Origin of the sequence: Haloarcula pelagica (assembly GCF_030127105.1) — an archaeon.
Taxonomy (GTDB): domain Archaea; phylum Halobacteriota; class Halobacteria; order Halobacteriales; family Haloarculaceae; genus Haloarcula; species Haloarcula pelagica.
This window is the reverse complement of record NZ_CP126161.1, coordinates 3,076,693-3,093,300: the sequence shown is the minus strand read 5'-3', so window position 1 is coordinate 3,093,300 and position 16,608 is coordinate 3,076,693. Positions and strand designations below refer to the sequence as shown.

Below are 16,608 nucleotides of genomic sequence, written 5' to 3'. Positions count from 1 at the left end.
TAATTAGTGGTTTCCCCGGGACGCCCCGCGGAGGCGAGCGAGCGTCTCGACGGTATCGACGCTGGTCAGCGACCGCTCGTCGAGGCCGACCGCCGAAATGTCTACGACGGTCGGCGATAGCCGCTGCAACAGCGCGTGGAGGCTCCGCTCGCCGTCGGTGTAGGCCGTCTCGGCAGCGGAACGGCCCCGGCCGACCCGATACACCGCACAGGTCGGTTCGAGGCCGCCGGTCGTCCGTGGGACGACAGCCGTCCCCGCGTCGGCCGCACGCTCTAGCAGTGCCGTGAGCGACGACGCCGGGACCAGCGGCATGTCACAGGCGAGGACGACGGCGTACTCGGTGTCGATCACACCGAACGCCCGAACGAGGCCGGCCAGCGGTCCCTCGTCGGGCCGGTCGTCGACGGCGAACGAGACCGGCCCGTCGAGATCGGCGGCAGCGAGGGCGGCCTCGAACGACGGTCGCTGGTCCGCTCGGCAGTTCACGACGACCCCGTCGGCCACCGCGGCCAGCGCCCGGACGACGTGGACGAGCAGCGGGTCGCCGTCCAGTGTCGCCAGGGCCTTGTCGCCGCCCGCGAACCGACGCGAGCGGCCGCCCGCGAGGACGACACCGGTCGCCTTGGTCACGGTTTCTCGGTCCGGAGGACCCAGGCGTCGGGCGTCGCCCGGCGAGTCTCGAAGGGATCGAACGCCTCCCGGGGCGCCTCGGCCAGTCGGCCCAGGAACGGACCGACCGGCGCCGGGTCCCGGTCGCTGACGAGGACGAACGCCTCGCCCGCGTCGAGCTCGCCGAACCGTTCGCGCACGCGGTCCTTTCGTTCCTGGGGTTCGAGCCCGCGGATGTCGACCGCGCCCTCGGGAACGTCGACCTCGCCGGCCGTCTCGGCGGCCTCGGCGACCCCGTCCGCGAGGTCCGTGATCGGGTCGGGAACGTCGCCGGGTTCGGGCGTCGCCTGGAGGTCGTGCGTGAACGGTAGCCGAGCGAGGACGGACGTGTCGAGGTCGCCGATCCCGGACGGTCCCGCGGCCTCGGCGAAGAGGTCGTTCGCCTCGCCACAGCAGTCACAGACGTACTCGGCCATGTTGACGACGGTTCCCAGCACCGGCACGTCGTTGTCACGGAACAGTTCCACCGTCCGACTCGTGTCGCTGACGCTCGCGTGGAACGGGGTGGTGACGACGACGACGCCGTCGACGGGGACCTCCTGGAGCGTCGTCAACACCACGTCACCGGTCCCCGGCGGGAGATCGATGACGAGCACGTCGTCGTTGCGCCAGGCGGTGTTCGTAAAGAGGTCATCCAGCGCGTCGTGAGCCATCGCGCCGCGCCAGGCCAGCGGCGCGCCGTCCTCCATCAGACCGACGCTCATCACGTCCAGGCCCCCGGTCCGGACCGGGAGCGGGTCGCCCTCGTCGCTGGAGTGGATCGGCCCGGAGACCGCCAGCAGATCGGGGACGTTCGGACCGTGGATGTCGGCGTCGAACAGCGCCACGTCGCTGTCGGCAGCCAGCCCGCAGGCCAGGTGGGCTGCGGTCGTTGACTTCCCGACGCCGCCTTTCGCGCTGGCGACGGCGATCACGTGGTCGAAGGCCGCGACGGCGGAGCGCCCCTCGCTGGAAGGGGTGGTGCTCTCGACGTGGACGCTGTCGACGCCGTCAACGTCGTCGACGGCCCGCAACATCGCCTCGACGACGGAATCGGCGGTGTCGCCGTCGACGGCAGTCAGGTCGGTCTCGATCGTCACCTCGCCGTCGTCGACTGCGATATCCTGGACGAAGCCGGCCTCGAACACCGAGAGGTCGGCCTGTGGGTCACGCACTTCGCGGAGCTGTGCTTCGACGCGGTCGGTCAGCGTCTGGTGGGCGTTCTCGCTCATAGATCGGGCATCCTGTTGAGTCGGTCCTCGCCGGGGAGCAGGCGAGCGTCGTTCTCCAGGGCGCCGCCGAACTGCCGGCGGAACTGCCCCGGCTCTTCCTCCAGGGAGCGCTCTGCCGTCTGGCGGACGACGGTCGCCGGGTCGTCGGTCAGGGCGTCGAGGCGCTCCCGGGCGCGGTCCTCGTCGACGCCGGCGAGCATGTGTGCGGCCCACTCCCGGAGCCGTTCGCTGTCGGCGTGGCTCAGTTCCAGCAGTTCGTCTGCCATCGCCTCGCCGCGGAGTTTGAACAGCGAGATGGCAGCGTTTCGACGGACTGCGTGGTGGTCGTCCTCGGCGAGCGCGGCCGCGATGTCGTCCTCGTGGGCCTCGCGGTCGAGGTTGTCCAGCGCGACGACGGCCTCGGCCCGGACCCACGGGTCAGCGTCGTCGAGCAGTTCGACCGCGACCGCGGCCGTCCGCTCGTCGCCGTGTTCGGTCAGCGCCTCGACGGCGAACTGCCGGACATCGCTGTCGTCGTCTGTCGTCGCGGCACGGGCGAGTGCGGTCACGACCGCCTCGTCGGTCGGCTCGTCCTTCAACGCCAGGGCCGCCCGGCGCCGGTCGGTGTCGCTGCCCTCCCGGAGATCGGCGAGCAGGGCCGCGAGGTCGGCGTCCTCGACCGGTTCCGTATCCGCTGCGGCCAGTTCCTCGGGCGTCGCCTCGCCGATAGTCACGTCCGCGCGGCTCACCTCGATGTCTTCGAGCGCTTCGATGTCGGTGTGCATCCCCGGGCTGCGCTCGGGGTCCAGTTGCGGGTCCGGCTCTGCCTCCAGTTGTTTCTCGTACTCGCTGCGGTCGTCGGTCATCGCGACCCCTCCAGGGCGACCAGCGTGGCGATCCCCAGCGCGAACGGGACGGCACGACCCAGCGTCGCCGGGACACCGGCGAGCGCCAGGAGCGCGACACCGGCAAGCAGCGGCCAGTTTCGCGTCCGGCCGGCGGCACTGCAGTCGAGACGGTCCCGGCGGCCGCGAGGGCGACGACCGGGAGCGAAGCCCCGACGACGCCGCCGCCGACGAGGGTCACGGCGCCGGTGACGAACGGGACCGAGAGGCCGACGAAGACGACCGCGCCGAACGCCAGGCCGCCACCGACCAGCGCACGTCCGTCGGTCGCCGCGAACACCGGAAGTAGTCCCAGGCCGGCCAGCGCGACCGTGGAGGCCACCGAACGCAGCGCCGCGAGGCCGCCCACACCGCTTGCTAGCCCGAGCACGAGCGCCGACACGAGGACGGTCCCGACGGCGAGTTCACCGATCGAGGCCCGGTCGCGTGTGGCGACGACGACCGTAGCCGTGCCGGCGACGACCGCGACGGCGGCCGGCAGTGCGGCGGCTCCCGAGCCGAGCGAGAGCAGCCCGAACACGCCGACGAACAGCAGGCCGAACCCGGCTGCCGGTCGGTCGGCGAGCGCGCCGACGACGACGGCCGCGAGCGCGGCGGTCGCGGTCGCAGTCGCGTCGACCGACGGCAGGCCCATCGAGGGGCCACCGGGCGCGTTGACCGAAAGCGCGGCGGCGAACCGGACTGCGACGGCGGCGGCCGCGACCCCGACGACTGCGACCGGGATCGATCGGCGACGCTGCGCTGTGAGTGCGGGCAGCCGGCCGACGACTGCCTCTCGGGTGCTCATCGCTCCCCCTCCAGCCGGTCGGCGAGGTCGTTCCGGTCGGCGCGGACGAACGCCTCCAGAAAGTCGCCCAGCGCGCCGTAGATGTCGGTCCCCGGTTCGTCGGCCAGTCGGTCGGCGACGCCGGCGGCCGCGTGGCCGAGGTGGCGGTCCTGGAAGTCCAGGCGGGCCAGCGCCGCGTCGGCCTCGGCGACCGCTTCCCGGCGGGCGAGGTAGCCGGCGAACTCCAGTTCGTACCGGAGCGCGTCGTGGTTGTCCCGGCGGTCCTGATCGATCTCCAGGCCGTAGTGGTCGTAGGCCCGCGCCAAGTCGAGATTCACGTCGTTCCAGGACTGGTCGGGCCGGTATTTGGACTCGTACAGCGGCACCGGCGGGCCGGAACTGTCCAGCGAGCCGTCGGTCCGGTCGGTGTACTCGCTGTAGCCCAGTTCGAACAGGTCGTTGTACCGGGCGGCGAGCGTCTCGTAGTCGTCCCCGGTCGCCAGGTCGGGGGCCTCGACCGCGAGTGCGGTCCGGGCGAGACACTGCCGCAGGTCCCGCGTCAGGCTACCGGACGCGGCCGCGGCGTGGAACGCCTCGTCGGGGTACCGGAACGCCGCCGAGAGCGTCCGGTAGACGGTCCCGCGGGCGGCCGCGTCACTGTCGAGGTCCTCGGGCGCGTCGGCGGGCGTCGTCGCCATCACTTCATCCCCCCTCTCGCGCGCTGGACGCCGAAGGCGGTCACGCCGACGACCGCGACGATGGCGACGCCGGCGACGGACCACAGCAGGGCCTCGTAGGGCGGGCCGCTCGGCCCGTCACCGAACGGGAAGTAGTGCCACTCCGAAACCGATTTCTGGCCGGCCCGCTCGCCGTTCGAACCGTTCCAGACCGCGAAGGCCACGTCGAGGTCGCCGTCGTCGGTGATGGTCGTCCGGTTGGTCCCGCTGGCGTTGACCGAACGGGCGTAGACGACCGACCAGGTGCCGTTGTCGTATCGGGCGTCGGCGTCGACCGCGGGCTGGCCGAACGCGGTGGTCGACCCGGCGCCACCGGCCAGCAGTTCCTGCGTGCCGGCGTCGGCGCTCCAGTACCAGACGTTGACCATGTTCCCCGGGCCGCCCATCGCGATCGGTGGCCGGGCGCTTTCGTTGACCGGGAACTGGACCGCGACCTGGTCGGCGAACGCCTCGGGGCTGGCGGCGCTCTGGTCGCGGGTGGCGTCGTCCCACTGCAACCGCAGGTAGAGGGTCCCATCGCCGCGCGCAGCCTGGACGTGGACCCGCTCGACGGTCGTGTCGTCGGCGTTGGGGACGCTACTCGGTGCGCTGGTCATCGGAACCTCAGCGGCCGGGACCGACGCCCAGCCGTCGGCGGCCGGCGTCGAGAGGTTCCCGGTCGCCGGCGAGACCGGTATCTCGTGGGCCGGGCGGGCGCTCGCGAGCGGCGCCGCGACCGTCGCGGTCACCACGACCAGGCCCAGCAGCAGTGCCGTCCCGATGTGGTGGGCGTCAGTCATCGAAGACCTCCAGTCGGTACTGTTTGGCGGGGTTCTTGTCCTGGAGCAGTTCCATCAGTTCGCTGTCGGCCCCCTGTCGGGCGCGCTGTCGCTCGCGCTCGATGGTGTCCAAGGCATCGTCGACGCGGTCACCGAACAGCTCACGGAGGTACTGGCGCGGGATGCGGTCAACGTCGACCGTCTCGCCGTCCTCGGTGTGCTGGCCGGGGGCATAGGGCGGGATGTAGTAGACGTTGGGCTGGGTCTGGAACTCCGGATGCAGCGGCAGTGCGACCTCGTACTCTTCGACGAGCTTGTAGATGGGGCCGTCCTCGTCGTCGAGGAAGCCGACCAGTCGGAGCTGTGGGGGGCACTCCTCGGCACAGGCGGGCGCGTACGTCTCGCCGTCCGGTCCCTCGCCCTCCAGGCGGGGGTAACAGAAGATGCACTTCTCGGACTTCTTCGAGACGGTGTTGTAGTACACCTTCTTGTACGGACACCCCTCGACGCAGTACCGATACCCCCGACAGCGGTCCTGATCGACCAGGACGATGCCGTCCTCCTCGCGTTTGTATATTGCCGAGCGCGGGCAAGCCTCGACACAGGAGGGGTGGGTGCAGTGGTTGCAGATCCGCGGGAGGTAGAAGTAGTAGCTGTTGGGGTACTCGCCGGCGCCCTGGTCCTCGTCCCAGTTGGGCCCCCACTCGGCGCCTTCCCGGGGGCGAAGCGGCTCGTCGCTGCCCTCGTACATGATCTCCTCGTGGTTGAACTCCCAGGCGCGGCCGTACTCCTCGCGGGACGGGATGTCGCCGGTCTCGCGGTCCTTGTGCTCGCTGGACTGCCAGCCGCCACCGGAGTCCTCCCAGCCCTTCGGGTAGCCCTCGCCGGGCTTGGTCTCGACGTTGTTCCAGTACATGTAGTCGGTGCCGCCGCCCTCCGTCCAGAGGGACTTGCAGGCGATGGTGCAGGTCTGACAGCCGATGCACTTGTTCAGGTCCATCACCATCGCGACCTGGTGGTCGACGCCGTCGGCGACGTTGACGTGGGTGTCCTCGCCGTCCTGATTCTGGCTACTCATCGGACTCACCTCCCGCGGGGCCCACACCGGCAGACCCGCGCTGCTCGTCTCCCGAGCCCGACTGCCCGTCGGTCAGTCGAACGTCCACGTTCACGTCGCTGTTGACGCCGGTCGGCCCCCAGTAGTTCGGGAAGAAGTACAGATGCTCGCCGGTGTCCTCCGGGTACTGGACGAGCTGGGTCGGCTTCATGTACATCGGGACGAGCGTGTTGAAGTTGTCCCGGTCGGGGTACTGGAACTTCTCCCAGGCGAAGTACTGGCGGGCGGTCCCGGGTTCCCCGGACGGGTAGATCTTCGCCTGGACCTCGACGCTACCCATGTCGTTGAACACCTCGACGGTGTCCCCGTCCTCGATACCGCGGTCGGCGGCGTCGTCGGGGTTGAGGTAGACGACCGGTTCGCCACGCTGGAGCCGGAGCATCTTCTCGCTGTCGCGCCAGGTCGAGTGGATCGACCACCGGCCGTGGGGCGTGTTGTAGGTCAGCGGGTAGTCCCCGCCGGTGTCCTGTGGCCCGCGCTTGTGCGTGGGCAGTTCCTCGCCGAGTTCGAGGAACCAGTCGTGGTCGACGTAGTACTGCTGGCGGCCGGTGAAGGTCGGCCAGGGCTCCTTGTCGTGAACGTAGTCCTGCCAGGGGACGTAGGCCTCGTCCGCTTTGATGTCCGAGGACCAGTGAGGACCCGCTTTCAGGAGCCGCTGTGGTTGTTCCTCGGTGTCGGCGAAGGTGATCTGCTCGTCGCTATCGCTGGGGTTGGACTCCTCGGAGTGTTCGAGGATGAACTCCGCGGCGGCGCGGTCCTCCTCCAGTGCGCCCGCCTCACCGGTCTCCCAGTCGCGGACAAAGTCGTCGTAGATCGTCGTCAGGTCGATCGTGCGGTCGAACTTCCTGTCCTCGACGGGGTCGACGCCCCGTTCCCGGGCGCGTTCCTGGATCTTCTCGGCGAGCAGGCGGAAGATCTCCCAGTCGGTCTTTGCCTCCCCCAGCGGTTCGACCGCCGGCGTGAACGGGTGGACGTAGGTGTGCATGTCCGTCTCGGAGAGGTCGTACTTCTCGTAGTGGCTCGCCGCGGGGAGGACGATGTCGGAGTACATCGCCGTCGAGTCCATCCGGAAGTTGATGTCGACCACGAGGTCGAGTTTCGGCCACAGTTGCTCCTCGACGGCGACGTTACCCTTGGCCTGGTTGAAGTAGTTGCCCCGCCAGACGAACATCGTCGAGGGGTCGGGCCGGAAGCCGTCCTCGCGTTCCGTCGGGTAGAGGGGCATCCACCCCTTGTCGATCGACTCGCGGATCTTCTCGGCGGTGTCGGGATCCGTGTTGTCGAGGATGCCACCGTGGAAGTACGTCCACAGCGTCGTCGGCACCCCCCGCACACTCCCGGTCGGGAACGAGAGGACCTTCCAGCCGTGGAACGTCCAGATCTTCTCCTGGCCGACGTAGTGGTCCAGCCCGGTGCCCGGATCGCCGAGGTTCCCGGTCAGGGTGACGAGCAACTGGATGGCACGGTTGCCCAGGTCGTTGTGGTACCAGTCGTTGACGCCCTTGCCGTGGATGATCTTGGCGGCGTCGGCCTCGGCGAACTCACGGGCGACCCGCTGGTAGGTGTTCTCGCCGACGCCGGTCTCCTCGTGGACGAACTCCGGGGTGTACTGGGCGAGTTCGTCCCGGAGGTTCTCCCAGACCGACCGCACCGGCACCTCGCCGTCGTCGGTCCCGACGGTCCGTTCGACGCCCAACTGCGGGTCGAAGTCCAGTTCGATGCTCGCCTCGGGATCGTGTTGGCCGTCGCGTTCGCCAAGAGAGCCCGGCGCGCGTCGCAGGTTTCCGTCGGCGTCGACCATCACGAACACCTTCTCGGGGTCGTCGGCGTCCCCCGCCAGACCGACCTCGCCGGCCCGGAGGAACTTCCCGGTGTCCTCCCGGACGAGCAGGGGCATGTCGGTCTGCTCTTTCAGGTGGGCCTCGTCGTACAGGCCTTCGTCGACGATGGTCTGGGCCATCCCCAGCGCCAGGGCGGTGTCACTGCCGCCCTCCGGGGAGAGCCACTCGTCGGTGTGGATCGCCGTCTGGGAGTAGTCGGTGAAGATGCCGACCCGTTTGGCCCCCTCGTAGCCCGCGTCGAGGAAGTACTTCGCGTCGGGGATGCGCGTGACGTTGATGTTCGACCCCCAGGCGACGATGTAGTCGGCGTTGTGCCAGTCGGCGCTCTCGGCGTTGTCCGTCTGGGTGCCCCAGGTGATGGGCTGGCCCGGCGGCAGGTCCGAGTACCAGTCGTAGAACGAGTGGGAGACGCCCCCGAGGAGGTTGATGAGCCGGGAGCCGCTGGCGAAGCTCACCGGCGACATCGCCGGGATCGGCGTGAACCCGGAGATAGCGTCGTATCTCCCCTCGACGACCTCGTCGATGACGTGGTCGGCGATCTCGGTCAGCGCCTCGTCCCAACTGATCCGTTCCCACTGGCCCTCGCCGCGCTCGCCGGTACGGCGAAGGGGGTGGAGCACGCGCTGGTCGGCGTTGACGTAGTCGGTGTAACAGGCCCCTTTCTGGCAGCCTCGCGGGTTCGGGTCCGGGAGGCTCTCGTCGAACGTGGGGTAGTCCCCGGCCTGCTCCTCGCGCCAGACCTGGCCGTCCTTGACGAAGACGTTCCAGGAACAGGAGCCGGTGCAGTTGACGCTGTGGGTCGAGCGGGCGATGTCGTCCCAGTCCCACTCCTCGCGGTAGAGGTCCTCCCAGTCCCGGTAGGGGTAGTTACCGATCGGGTCGTCGACTGCCTCCAGGCCCTCCATGCCGTCGTCGGCGAACGAGAGGCCGGTCGCGCCCAGCAGCGATGCCGCGCCGAGCCCGCGCACGAAGTCGCGGCGGCTCAGCGAACTATCCGTCCAGCGGTCGTCGTCGGGAGTCTGTCTACTCATGGCTCAGAAACACCGTCGCAGTCGCACAGGCGGTACCGACGAGCGCGAGGGCCAGGCCGGTCGGCGTCGAGCCGCCGGCCTCCAGTCCGGCGGCCACGAGGCCGAGTCCGACCAGTTTGCTCGCCGTGTCTAGCAGGCGATACTGTCTGCGGGAGATGGCGATCTCAGTCATCGCTCCCACCTCCGTCGCTGTCGTCGATGGCAGGGGTGCCGACTGCGCCCGCGTCGGCGCTCTCACTGCCGGTCGTCCCGCCGTCTGCGGCGACCCCCTCGTCGTCGGGCGGGGTCGACTGCTCACCGTCGCGCAACAGGAGATAGGTGAGCCCGCCAAGCACCGGCGGGACCACGAGCAACGCCCCAGTCAGGACGGGGTTGACGACGCCGGTGGTCGTCCCCAGCACCTGGTCGGCGAGGATGTTGTTCATCCCCGCGATCGAGGCGATCATGACGAACGCGACGGCGGCGACGCCGACGCCGGTCTGCCAGGGCCGCTCCAGCGGGTCGGCCGTGAAGTGGGTCGGCTCGGGCGTCCGGTCGATGAACGGCCAGGCGGCGATCGCCAGGAAGACCAGCCCCGGCATGAGGACGCCGCCGACGAACTCGCCGTTGATGTGGGCCGGCCCGATGGAGAGACTGATCTGGGGGAGCAGTTTCAGGAAGCCGTACACCCACATCAGGAACCAGTCGGGCATGATGAGTGCCGGCGTGCTGGCGGGGTCGTTGGGGCCGTACTCGGCGACGTTGTGGACCGGGAGCAGCCCCGCGAGCGCCGAGAGGGTCGCGGCCGTCAGGAAGAACACGACCGCCGAGACGGCCGCCTGGTTGGGGACGGCCGGCAGGCCGATGATGACGCTGTCGTCGTCCTGGTCGACCGTCTCGTCGCCGACGGTCAGGTCGCCCTCGCGGGGGGCCTCGGTGTGTTTCTGGCGTATCAGGATCGCCATGTGCAGCGCTAGGCCCCCTGCAATCGCCATGGGGATGACCAGTACGTGCAGGAAGTACAGCCGCGGGATGGTCGCGCTGGAGGGGAACTCCCCACCGAAGACCACCTGTCCGAGGAAGTCACCCAGCAGCGGCACCGAGATGGTGAGGTTGTAGCCGATGCTGGTCGCGGTGGCAGCGAACTCGTCGAACGGGAGGGCGTAGCCGGTGTAAGCCGCGCCCATCGACAGCGCCGCCAGTCCGGTGCCGACGATCCAGTTTGGCTCACGTGGGTTGCGGTAGGCCCCGGTGAAAAACACCCTGAGCATGTGCAACCCGATCGAGGCGACAAAGAGGTGGGCCGCCCAGTGGTGGAGCCGCCGGATGAACATGCCGAAGGGCACGTCGTAGGTAATGTGCAACACGGAGACGAACGCCTCGGGCATCTCCTGGCCCTGGAACTTCTCGACGCTGCCGTCGTACTCGACCGCGGAGGTCGAGGGCTCGAAGAAAAAGCCCAGGAAGATCCCCGAGAGGACGAGCAGGAGGAAACAGAACAGCGCGACCTCCCCGAGCAGGAACGAGTCCTCGGCGGGGAACGCCTTCCCGAGGAACTGCTGGCCCCGCTCGACATCGAGCCTGGTGTCGAACCAGTCGTAGAGTCGGTCGGCGCGGGACATCACTCACCCCCCGGGCCGACTGGCCCTTCGAAGTCGCCGGTCGCGATCAGCGCCCCGTCGCTGGACAGCGTGATCGGGAGTTGGGGGAGCGCCCGCCCCGGCGGGCCGCCCTGGACGCTCCCGCCGGAGAGTGGGTCGAACTTCCCGTAGTGACACGGGCAGACCATGAGGTCCCCGTCGCGGTTGCCGACCATACAGCCGGCGTGGGTACACACCTTCGAGAACGCCGCGTAGCCGCTGACGGTAAAGCCCTCTTTGACGTTGCTGTAGGCGTCTTCGGCGTAGCGCACCAACAGCGTCGGCGCGTCCTCGATGCCGGGCCGGGGCTCGGGGAAGACCGTCATGTGCTCGCCCTCAGCGAGGCGGCCCTCCTCGATCGGTTCGCCCGCGTCGTCGACGAGCGCGACGCCGTCGGAGTAGATCGGCCCCTCGTAGCTGCGCTCGAACACCTGGGTGGTGCTGGCCAGGGGCGCCGTCAGGCTGGCGACGGCGGTGAGACCGCCGACTGTCGCGAGGAACTTCGCGAAGTCCCGCCGCCGGAGTTCGGCCCGCGCGTCGCTGTAGAGGCTCTGGCGGGCCGCCGGGGTGTCGCTGCATCCACAGTCGTCCGTGTCGTCCTCGTCGGGTTTCGGGTAGTCCATCAGTCGTGCCTCCTGTATTCCGCGACCTCGACGTGTGGCATGAACCAGGCGTAGTACGCGACCGTCGACAGCGCCAGCGAGACGAACATCCCGGTGGCGTACAGCCCGAAGTACTGGGTCCGCGCGAGCGTCAGGTACTCGCCGGTAAACAGCGCCGCGAAGACGATCGAGAGGACGGTCAGCCCGCCCATCGCGACCAGTCCCTCGATGGCGTCGGAGGCGTCGTGGTACTCGACGACCCAGCGGTTGTCCGATTCGAGCCACGGCAGGCTGGGCGTGAGCTGGCCGCCGTCGGCGACCGGCGCTTCGTCCGGCGGTCGAACGGCCCGGTTCATGAACTGGTGGGCGCCGGCCAGGACGCCGACGAGGCCGAAGAGGGCGACCCAGACGACGACGCCGACCTGGCTCGGCGAGAGCTTGTTCGGGGTGTCGATCGGCCCCTCCAGCGGTCGGAGATCGGTGACGCTCTCGTCGATCGCGATCTCCTCGGAGGGCGGTTCGCCGTGTAACGCCACGTACCACATCGGGAGCAACACCGCGGTCACCAGCAGGACGATGAGTATCGTGTTCCGTCTCATAGCTTGGGCGAGGCCGGGTATGATAGTCTTCTGACTGTTCGAGCCGGTCCCTCGTGTCCGAGCCTTACGCGACGACGACGGTGAACGTCGGACCAAACATCTCGGGTGCTTTTTACGTGAAAATCGGTGCCGAACATGTTCGCGCTGAACTATTTGCCGGAAACAGCTCGACATCTCGACACATGTCCAGTCGGGTACTCGCGGAGGTCGAAGTCGTCGACCCACAGGCCTGTCAGGTCCAGCCCCACGCCGGTGAGGACTGGCGGGTCGCCTCGGTCTCCAGGAGCGCGCTGGGCGGCGACGACGAGGAGGTCGTCGAGGAGTTCACGCTCGTCGGCGACGGTGAGGCGCCGCCGGCCCCCGACGACGAGGCTGTCGAAGCGGTGTTCGACTACGAGCACGGGCGGGTCTACCGCCTCCGTCGCCAGGCGGGCCAGGGGTGTGTCTGCGAGCGGATCGAGCGGGCGGACTGTGTCGTTCAGGAACTGAGCGCCACGGCGCGGTCGCTGACGGTGACGTTCCTCGTCGAAGACGTGGCCACGCTCAGGGAGGTGATCGCGGATCTCCAGTCGACGAGCGACCACGTGAATCTCCGGCGGCTGGTCGAGACCGACGACGCCGCAGACCGGGGTCGACCGGTGGTCCTCGACCGCGAGAAACTCACGGCGCGCCAGCGCGAGGTGCTGGAACGCGCCCACGAACTGGGGTACTTCGAACACCCGCGAGGTGCCAACGCCGGCGAGGTCGCCGACGAGCTGGGAATCACGACCGCGACGTTCACCGAACACCTCGCGGCCGCCCAGCGGAAGGTGTTCGGCGACCTCCTCGACGAACCGTGACCGCCGACAGTTATCCGTGTCTCGTCCCCACACCGGGGTATGGGTCACGATCACGGCGACAGCACAGACGGCCACGATCACGATAGCCACGACGATCACCACGCACACGACCGCGAGACGGTCGACATCGCCGTCTTGACCGTCTCCTCGTCCCGGACACTGGCGGACGACCCCGGCGGCGACGCCGTCGAGGCGGCCTGCGAAGCGGCAGGGCACGCGGTCACAGACCGTCGGCTCGTCGCCGACGACGCCGACGCGATCGCCGGGGCTGTCGCGGGACTGTTCGAGGGCGGCGCCGACGTTGTCGTCACGACCGGCGGCACCGGCCTGACGGCGGACGACGTGACCGTCGAGGCAGTCGGCGACCTGTTCGACCGGCCGATCCCCGGGTTCGGGGAGCTGTTCCGCTGGCTGTCCTACGAGGAGGTCGGACCGATGGCGATGGCCTCGCGGGCGACCGCGGGCGTGGTCGAGGATCGACTCGTCTTCTGTCTGCCCGGCAGCGAGAACGCCGCCCGGACGGGCACCGAAGAACTGATCGCTCCCGCAGTCGGTCACCTCCTCGGCCTCGTCCGACGGTGAGGCCAGACCCGCACGGTTTTGGGGCCGGTGGCGCTACCAGCGGGCATGAGTGAGGAGTTCACACACGTCGACGAGGACGGTGACGCCCAGATGGTCGATGTCGGGGAGAAAGCAGACAGCAAGCGCCGAGCCGTCGCCCGGGGCGAGATCCGGTTGACCGACGACACGCTCGCGGCGATCGAGGCCGACGACGTGGAGAAAGGCGACGTGTTGACGACGGCCCGGATCGGCGCGATCCAGGCGGTCAAACACACCTGGGAGACGATCCCGATGTGCCACCAGATCCCGATCACGAACGTCGAAACAGCGTTCGAGGTCGCGGACGGCCGGGTGGAACTCACCGTCGCCGTCGAGACGGTCGGGAAGACCGGCTGCGAGATGGAGGCGCTGGAGGGTGTGACGACCGGCCTCAACGTCGTCTGGGACATGGTGAAAGCGAGCGAGAAAGACGCCGACGGGCAGTACCCCGGAACCGGAATCGAGGGGGTCGAAGTCGTCGAGAAGTCCGTCGAACGCCCCTGACCGCGTTCGGAAACACATACCCGTGCCCGACCGGTAGACGGTCGCATGCAAGTCCTGGGAATCGTTGGTCACTCCGACGCCGGGAAGACCACCCTCGTCGAGCGGTTGACCGAGCACCTCTCGGAACGGGGATCAGTGGCGACTGTCAAACACTGCACCCATCCGCCCGACGTGGACACCGAGGGGAAAGACACCGCCCGCCACCGAGCCGCCGGGGCGAGCGAGACGGTGGCGCTGACCGACGACGGGGAGTGGTTCGCCACCGGCGAGGACCGGTCGCTGCCGGCGACACTCGACGCGCTCGCTCCGGAGTACGACTACGCGCTCGTCGAGGGGTACAGCGACGCCGCGATCCCGAAGGTCGTCCTGGGCGATCGAGACGCGGCCGATCCGGTCGTTCACCGGGCCGACAGCGGCAGCGAGGCCGACCTCGACGCCGTCGTCGACGCGATGCGCGGGCGGGACCCGTACGTCACCCTGGAGACGCTGGTCCAGCGGGTGAAGGCCTCGGCCGACGAGGACCGCGCCGGTGCCATCGCGACCTTCACCGGCCGGGTCCGAGCGCGAGACGGCCCCGACGACCCGCCGACGGAGTTCCTGGAGTTCGAGCGCTACGACGAGGTCGCCGCCGACCGGATGGCACAGCTGCGACAGTCCCTCGAATCGCGTGACGGCGTCTACGCCGTCGCCCTCCACCACAAGACCGGCGTCGTCGAGGCCGGTGAGGACATCGTCTTCGTCGTCGTGCTGGCGGGCCACCGCGGCGAAGCGTTCCGGGCCGTCGAGGACGGTATCAACCGTCTCAAGGAGGAAGTCCCGCTGTTCAAGAAGGAAGTCACCGTCGAGGACGAGTTCTGGGCCCACGAGCGGTAACAGTACACTCTCCCGACAGTTCTTTATATCTGGCTGTAGACGTAGAAATGATGTCGAAGAAAACACTCGCAGTCGTCGCCCTCGTCGGAGCCATCGCCCTCGCGTACGTCTACCGTCGCTGAGGGCACAGCGGGACAGCCAGCGAACCACGTTTCCGAACCCTTACCGGGACGAGTGTCCTACTCGACGGCATGTACGGCGTCGTCACGCGCAACGAAGACGAGACCGAGTGGTCGGAGTTCGACCGCGCCTTCTACGAGGTCAAAGATGTCACCGGTCGGGCCGCAGAGCCCATCGCCGGCGCTGTCAACATGGTATCGTGTTTCGGGGACAACGCTGTCGAGGGCGAGGAGGAACTGCTCGCGTTCGACGACGAGGGGACCGCGGCGACCCGGAACGAACCGTACTTCGACTGGACCTACGTCTGTCCGACCCACGAGCGCTACCGGGACGGCCTACTCGACATCGTCGCCGACGCCGCCGAGGTAAACGGCGACGTTCGCCTCGACGACGTTGGCTTCCCGCGGGAGGAGTACTGCCACTGCGAGCGTTGCGAGCGGACGTTCGCCGAGAGCGAGTTCGAGGACTGGTCGGCCTGGCGGACGAACGTCATCACCGAGTTCGTCGCCGACGCCCGCGAGCGGGTCCCCGGTGACCTCTATCTCACGCTGTATCCCGACCCGTACCCGGGCCACCTCGAAGCCCGCAGCGGCGTCGATACGGACGCCGTCGACGAGTTCGTCGACGAGTTCGTCGTCCCGATCTACGATATGGCCTACTCGACGACCTACTGGCTGGAGATCCTCGCGAAGGGCTTTCGCGACGAACTCGACACGCCGTTCAGTGTCGAGTTGTACGCGGTCGACGTGGACATCGACGACCTGAGCAAGGCGGCGGAGGTCGCCGGCGAGTACGCCGAGACGGTGCTGTTCGGCTACGACGCCAGCAACGCCAGAGCGACGGTCCGGCGACTGGACGCCGATGCCCGCGAGGGGCAGTCGTTCGGGCCGGAGTAGAGCGAGCAGCGACAGCGGCGGTCCCGAGACGCCGGGTCAGCGGAACCGCCGGTCACGCCACCGCTGGATCTCGTCACGGTCGCGGGTGTCCTGCGGGAGGTCGCTGAACCACTGTGCGTCGCTGATCTCCTCGTCGGGGTCGTCGACGTGTGGCGTGGTCGTCTCCGCGCGGGTCTCGAAGACGGGGAGGACGCCCCAGGCCATGTTCCCGTCGTGGTAGAACTCGACCCGACCGAGGAGTCCGAGCCCCTCGATCGTGCCCTCGATACCGCCTTCCTCGGACAGTTCCCGCAACGCAGCCTCGCGGAACGACTCGCTGCCGTCGAGTTCCCCGCCCGGGAGGACCCACTTGTCGACGCCCTCGTGACGGACCAACAGCAGGTCGCCGTCGGGCCGGTAGGCGAGGGTGTGTGCCCCGTAGGGTGCGCCGTGGTCGCGGGCCGCCTCCGCGACTGTCCGGAACCGCGGTCTGGGCACGCGGCGGTGTCGGCTGAACTCGACGGCCGGGTCGTACTCCTCGAGGAGGCGATGATAGGTCTGTTCGGCCTCCTGGCTGGCCACGTCGGCGAGATACCAGAGGTTGTCGACGGTCATCAGTGGCCGTCACGTAGAGGCTGGCGTGGCGGTCCCAACGACTGTCCGAGAGGGAGCGAAGAGCGGGTCATGCGAGCCAGTACGGCGGAGGTCCCTATAAGTCTTCGACACCCCGGTCGGCGCGAATCAGTCCCTTTTTGAGCAGTCACCGAGTACCGCCGCGCATGGCATTCGAAGAAGACGATACCGTGATTCTGCACGACGAGCACAGTGAGTACGACGGCCAGGAAGGGACCGTCACGCAGGTCGTCGAGACCATGTTCGGTGACGCGAACTACACCGTCTCGTTCGAGGACGGCCAGGAGCAGGGTGTCCCCGAAGACAACCTCGAAGCGGCGGAGTAAGGCC

The 16,608-nt window shown here is 68.8% G+C and carries 18 protein-coding genes and 1 pseudogene; 6 read left to right on the top strand and 13 right to left on the bottom strand.

The features are described from left to right. Positions 1-3: 3 nt before the first annotated feature. The 12 genes and pseudogenes from mobA to P1L40_RS16335 form a co-directional block, all read right to left on the bottom strand. On the bottom strand, positions 4-630 hold the full coding sequence (gene mobA / locus P1L40_RS16390; protein WP_284008584.1) for a molybdenum cofactor guanylyltransferase: 627 nt from the start codon (positions 628-630) through the stop codon (positions 4-6). Beyond that, entirely contained in the window at positions 627-1,880 is a 1,254-nt protein-coding gene (locus tag P1L40_RS16385; protein ID WP_284008583.1) for a P-loop NTPase, read from the bottom strand. Before P1L40_RS16385 ends, mobA begins: the two co-directional genes overlap by 4 nt. Further along, a complete protein-coding gene (locus tag P1L40_RS16380; RefSeq protein WP_284008581.1) occupies positions 1,877-2,725 on the bottom strand; it encodes a HEAT repeat domain-containing protein in 849 nt (282 codons plus the stop codon). Before P1L40_RS16380 ends, P1L40_RS16385 begins: the two co-directional genes overlap by 4 nt. Continuing rightward, positions 2,722-3,551, bottom strand: a pseudogene (locus P1L40_RS23735) (DUF8068 family protein). The gene P1L40_RS16380 and the pseudogene P1L40_RS23735 overlap by 4 nt, the downstream one beginning before the upstream one ends. Next, positions 3,548-4,228 carry a molecular chaperone TorD family protein gene (locus P1L40_RS16370; RefSeq protein ID WP_284008580.1) on the bottom strand — a complete coding sequence of 227 codons (681 nt, stop codon included), beginning with the start codon at positions 4,226-4,228 and terminating at the stop codon, positions 3,548-3,550. Before P1L40_RS16370 ends, P1L40_RS23735 begins: the two are co-directional and overlap by 4 nt. Continuing rightward, positions 4,228-5,046, bottom strand: a complete 819-nt coding sequence (locus tag P1L40_RS16365) for an ethylbenzene dehydrogenase-related protein (RefSeq protein ID WP_284008578.1) — start codon at positions 5,044-5,046, stop codon at positions 4,228-4,230. Before P1L40_RS16365 ends, P1L40_RS16370 begins: the two co-directional genes overlap by 1 nt. Beyond that, entirely contained in the window at positions 5,039-6,103 is a 1,065-nt protein-coding gene (narH, locus tag P1L40_RS16360) for a nitrate reductase subunit beta (RefSeq protein WP_284008576.1), read from the bottom strand. Before narH ends, P1L40_RS16365 begins: the two co-directional genes overlap by 8 nt. After that, positions 6,096-9,014, bottom strand: a complete 2,919-nt coding sequence (gene narG / locus P1L40_RS16355) for a nitrate reductase subunit alpha (protein ID WP_284008574.1) — start codon at positions 9,012-9,014, stop codon at positions 6,096-6,098. The genes narH and narG overlap by 8 nt, the downstream gene beginning before the upstream one ends. Then, entirely contained in the window at positions 9,007-9,186 is a 180-nt protein-coding gene (locus P1L40_RS16350) for a DUF8120 family protein (RefSeq protein ID WP_284008572.1), read from the bottom strand. Before P1L40_RS16350 ends, narG begins: the two co-directional genes overlap by 8 nt. Next, positions 9,179-10,615 (bottom strand): cytochrome b, encoded by a 1,437-nt coding sequence (locus P1L40_RS16345; RefSeq protein ID WP_284008570.1) that lies wholly within the window; start codon positions 10,613-10,615, stop codon positions 9,179-9,181. Before P1L40_RS16345 ends, P1L40_RS16350 begins: the two co-directional genes overlap by 8 nt. Next, positions 10,615-11,259 carry a QcrA and Rieske domain-containing protein gene (locus P1L40_RS16340; RefSeq protein ID WP_284011083.1) on the bottom strand — a complete coding sequence of 215 codons (645 nt, stop codon included), beginning with the start codon at positions 11,257-11,259 and terminating at the stop codon, positions 10,615-10,617. The genes P1L40_RS16345 and P1L40_RS16340 overlap by 1 nt, the downstream gene beginning before the upstream one ends. Next, complete coding sequence (locus P1L40_RS16335; RefSeq protein WP_284008568.1) at positions 11,256-11,834, bottom strand: hypothetical protein; 579 nt, start codon at positions 11,832-11,834, stop codon at positions 11,256-11,258. Before P1L40_RS16335 ends, P1L40_RS16340 begins: the two co-directional genes overlap by 4 nt. Before the next feature lie 182 nt (positions 11,835-12,016). Here P1L40_RS16335 and P1L40_RS16330 point away from each other — a divergent pair, with 182 nt between their 5' ends. From P1L40_RS16330 to P1L40_RS16310, 5 genes are all read left to right on the top strand, one after another. Continuing rightward, entirely contained in the window at positions 12,017-12,673 is a 657-nt protein-coding gene (locus tag P1L40_RS16330) for a helix-turn-helix domain-containing protein (protein WP_284008567.1), read from the top strand. 39 nt (positions 12,674-12,712) lie between these two features. Further along, the gene (locus P1L40_RS16325) at positions 12,713-13,255 is read left to right on the top strand and encodes a MogA/MoaB family molybdenum cofactor biosynthesis protein (RefSeq protein WP_284008564.1); all 543 of its coding nucleotides are present in this window, start codon (positions 12,713-12,715) and stop codon (positions 13,253-13,255) included. Positions 13,256-13,300: 45 nt separating this feature from the next. Further along, positions 13,301-13,777 carry a cyclic pyranopterin monophosphate synthase MoaC gene (moaC, locus tag P1L40_RS16320; protein ID WP_284008562.1) on the top strand — a complete coding sequence of 159 codons (477 nt, stop codon included), beginning with the start codon at positions 13,301-13,303 and terminating at the stop codon, positions 13,775-13,777. Positions 13,778-13,822: 45 nt separating this feature from the next. Beyond that, the gene (locus P1L40_RS16315) at positions 13,823-14,650 is read left to right on the top strand and encodes a molybdopterin synthase (protein WP_284008561.1); all 828 of its coding nucleotides are present in this window, start codon (positions 13,823-13,825) and stop codon (positions 14,648-14,650) included. Between the two features lie 191 nt (positions 14,651-14,841). Further along, positions 14,842-15,666, top strand: coding sequence for a hypothetical protein (locus tag P1L40_RS16310; protein WP_284008559.1), 825 nt, complete (start codon positions 14,842-14,844; stop codon positions 15,664-15,666). Positions 15,667-15,702: 36 nt separating this feature from the next. Here P1L40_RS16310 and P1L40_RS16305 read toward each other — a convergent pair whose 3' ends face one another. Continuing rightward, entirely contained in the window at positions 15,703-16,263 is a 561-nt protein-coding gene (locus P1L40_RS16305; RefSeq protein ID WP_284011082.1) for an NUDIX hydrolase, read from the bottom strand. A gap of 161 nt (positions 16,264-16,424) precedes the next feature. Between P1L40_RS16305 and P1L40_RS16300 the strand changes: the two genes are divergently transcribed. Continuing rightward, a complete protein-coding gene (locus P1L40_RS16300) occupies positions 16,425-16,604 on the top strand; it encodes a DUF1918 domain-containing protein (protein ID WP_284008558.1) in 180 nt (59 codons plus the stop codon). Positions 16,605-16,608 lie beyond the last annotated feature (4 nt).

What these genes read in the sequence shown, in the direction of transcription:
- P1L40_RS16330 (WP_284008567.1), top strand. Translation starts at nt 12,017, where the DNA reads ATGTCCAGTCGGGTACTCGCGGAGGTCGAAGTCGTCGACCCACAGGCC.
- narG (WP_284008574.1), bottom strand. Translation starts at nt 9,014, where the DNA reads ATGAGTAGACAGACTCCCGACGACGACCGCTGGACGGATAGTTCGCTG.
- P1L40_RS16315 (WP_284008561.1), top strand. Translation starts at nt 13,823, where the DNA reads ATGCAAGTCCTGGGAATCGTTGGTCACTCCGACGCCGGGAAGACCACC.
- P1L40_RS16335 (WP_284008568.1), bottom strand. Translation starts at nt 11,834, where the DNA reads ATGAGACGGAACACGATACTCATCGTCCTGCTGGTGACCGCGGTGTTG.
- moaC (WP_284008562.1), top strand. Translation starts at nt 13,301, where the DNA reads ATGAGTGAGGAGTTCACACACGTCGACGAGGACGGTGACGCCCAGATG.
- P1L40_RS16365 (WP_284008578.1), bottom strand. Translation starts at nt 5,046, where the DNA reads ATGACTGACGCCCACCACATCGGGACGGCACTGCTGCTGGGCCTGGTC.
- P1L40_RS16370 (WP_284008580.1), bottom strand. Translation starts at nt 4,228, where the DNA reads ATGGCGACGACGCCCGCCGACGCGCCCGAGGACCTCGACAGTGACGCG.
- P1L40_RS16325 (WP_284008564.1), top strand. Translation starts at nt 12,713, where the DNA reads ATGGGTCACGATCACGGCGACAGCACAGACGGCCACGATCACGATAGC.
- narH (WP_284008576.1), bottom strand. Translation starts at nt 6,103, where the DNA reads ATGAGTAGCCAGAATCAGGACGGCGAGGACACCCACGTCAACGTCGCC.
- P1L40_RS16380 (WP_284008581.1), bottom strand. Translation starts at nt 2,725, where the DNA reads ATGACCGACGACCGCAGCGAGTACGAGAAACAACTGGAGGCAGAGCCG.
- P1L40_RS16350 (WP_284008572.1), bottom strand. Translation starts at nt 9,186, where the DNA reads ATGACTGAGATCGCCATCTCCCGCAGACAGTATCGCCTGCTAGACACG.
- P1L40_RS16385 (WP_284008583.1), bottom strand. Translation starts at nt 1,880, where the DNA reads ATGAGCGAGAACGCCCACCAGACGCTGACCGACCGCGTCGAAGCACAG.
- P1L40_RS16345 (WP_284008570.1), bottom strand. Translation starts at nt 10,615, where the DNA reads ATGTCCCGCGCCGACCGACTCTACGACTGGTTCGACACCAGGCTCGAT.
- P1L40_RS16300 (WP_284008558.1), top strand. Translation starts at nt 16,425, where the DNA reads ATGGCATTCGAAGAAGACGATACCGTGATTCTGCACGACGAGCACAGT.
- P1L40_RS16310 (WP_284008559.1), top strand. Translation starts at nt 14,842, where the DNA reads ATGTACGGCGTCGTCACGCGCAACGAAGACGAGACCGAGTGGTCGGAG.